The organism is Parashewanella hymeniacidonis (assembly GCF_016900895.1).
Lineage (GTDB): Bacteria > Pseudomonadota > Gammaproteobacteria > Enterobacterales > Shewanellaceae > Parashewanella > Parashewanella hymeniacidonis.
In genome coordinates this window covers 1-2015 of sequence record NZ_JAFEUN010000247.1, presented here as the reverse complement: position 1 = coordinate 2015, position 2015 = coordinate 1, and the positions used below count along the sequence as shown (strand labels likewise).

2 protein-coding genes and 1 pseudogene are annotated in these 2015 nt (G+C 37.8%); 1 reads left to right on the top strand and 2 read right to left on the bottom strand.

Annotated features, from left to right (window positions below; all coding sequences use genetic code 11):
- Positions 1–438: 438 nt before the first annotated feature.
- Positions 439–1302, top strand: a complete 864-nt coding sequence (locus JQC92_RS22085) for a GNAT family N-acetyltransferase (protein WP_205001683.1) — start codon at positions 439–441, stop codon at positions 1300–1302.
- On the opposite strand, the pseudogene JQC92_RS22850 reads toward JQC92_RS22085, so the two are convergent.
- Together JQC92_RS22850 and JQC92_RS22070 are read right to left on the bottom strand one after the other, a co-directional pair.
- Positions 1288–1800 (bottom strand): annotated as a pseudogene (locus JQC92_RS22850) (GGDEF domain-containing protein). The gene JQC92_RS22085 and the pseudogene JQC92_RS22850 overlap by 15 nt on opposite strands.
- Positions 1801–1828: 28 nt before the next feature.
- A partial coding sequence (locus JQC92_RS22070; RefSeq protein WP_205001680.1) for a hypothetical protein occupies positions 1829–2015 on the bottom strand: 187 nt, incomplete at its 5' end.

Here is a 2015-nt window from a genome sequence, read left to right as displayed (position 1 = left end):
TTGTAGTGAAATTGATGCAAAATCTAAGAAATCTTGCTTTTGGGGTACGGCTCTGAATTTTGCGTAAATCAGATGCCGTACATTTTAACTCTTGAAATGGATTTTTTCAGAACCGACTAATTATTGCCATTTATCAGTATCTGATTTGCATGAACTCAATAAACAAGCCGCAGTTGCGGATCAATATAATCCAAAACCCACCTATGAGTTTCTTAAAATAAAAGTTAAGCCTAGGCTTGTGAAAGATTTCATCAAGTCAGATCATGATGTGTGGAACCAAAATTTGCCTAAATTTTCAGGCTATAAAGATAAATTGACCGTTCGTTATTTCTCTAAGCCTAAATTGAAACCGTAATTAGATAGAAGAATTTTAATTAGACAGTCACTCACTTTAAATCTAGTTTTAAGTGAGTGAAACAATCAATAAGTTGCTCCAGTATGCAAAGTTTTGAAATAAGAGAAGCTACGGCCGAAGATATTATGGAGATATATGGGACCATGGTCGTTGAACAATGGAATCCAGGTGTTTTCGATCAAGTTACTTATTCAAAATCGAAAAGTGTACATATGTTTGTTGGCGTAATGGATGGTAGAGTGGTCTCAAGTTGCTGTGCATGCATTTATGATACTCAATTCGCATTTTTCGGTCTCTATTTGGTATTCGACCCGAAAAATAGAGGCAAAGGTTATGGGCTTAGTACTTATCAGCATCGATTGAGGATCATGGAACAAATGGGGGTTAAATCCATTGGATGTGATGGGGCGTTAGAGCAGACTCATAATTACGCAAAAAATGGGTTTGTTGATAACTATCTTAATCGAAGATTTTCATACTTTGTGACAGGTTCAGAATTGATCAATGAGCATATTTCTATTGATAAGCTTGGCAATAAAACGTTGGCATTATTCGAAACCAAGTTCGTGTATGAGCCTCGTTTAGAGTTTATCAGTACCTGGTTAGATAGCGATCCAACCATGAAGTTTGCATCGAAATACAATGAGGAAAAAGAGTTACTTGCAGTGGGTATTGCAAGGCAAGCTCAAACAGGATTTAGAGTTGGGCCAATTTATGCGAACTCTCTAGAAAGCGCTAAAGAGATCATTCATGCTCTTGCAGCTCAACTACCACAAGATGCAGAGCTATTAATTGATATTCCAGAAGCCAATTGTCATAGCGATCATTTTATTAAAGATCTACGACTGAGAAATAACGATTTTGAATGCATGCGAATGTATCGAGGGCCAGTGCCAGCGGCCGCTCTAGATCAGGTTTATGGAGTGTGCACCTTAGAAGTTGGCTAATGGTTCATCTGTGTAGTATTTCACGTTATTTCTACCATCTCTTTTTGCTTGATATAGTGCGATATCTGCATGTCGAAGTGTTTCAGACAGTTGGGCGCCTATTTGAATTTTTTCAATGCCAATGCTTACAGTAGTAGGGATCTGTTGATCATTAAATTGCACACATAAATTTTCAATAGTTTTCCTAATACACTCAGCAAAATCAATGGCCATTGATTAGGTTTTCTGGTTGAAGATGATGCAAAATTCTTCGCCGCCAATGCGGTATAGGCGGTTGCCATTGAGCAGCTGGGTGATTTCCATAGCCACTTTTTTTAAAACCAGGTCGCCAGCTTCATGACCATAATTATCATTAACCAATTTGAAGTAATCGATATCAAGTAGTAATAAATGGAAATTAGTCACACTGTCGCGCAAACGATATTCTTCATAATGCTGATGAAGTGCAAGTCGATTGTCGCATTGAGTTAAACTATCCCTTAATGCTAGTGATCTCATTGTTTCTTCGGATGTAGCACGGGCAGTTTCATAAAAGTGAGAAATCGTCCAGATACATAAAAAGCTCAAAATAAAATTGCTCCATATACCCTATACTTGAAGATGCATGTTTCAGGACTTTTTCAGCGCCAATTCTTTGAGGCGCATTAGCGAAGGAATATCGGGATTCTTTCAAGCTAATGTAACAAAGAAGAATTGGCGCTGAGAAGTCCACG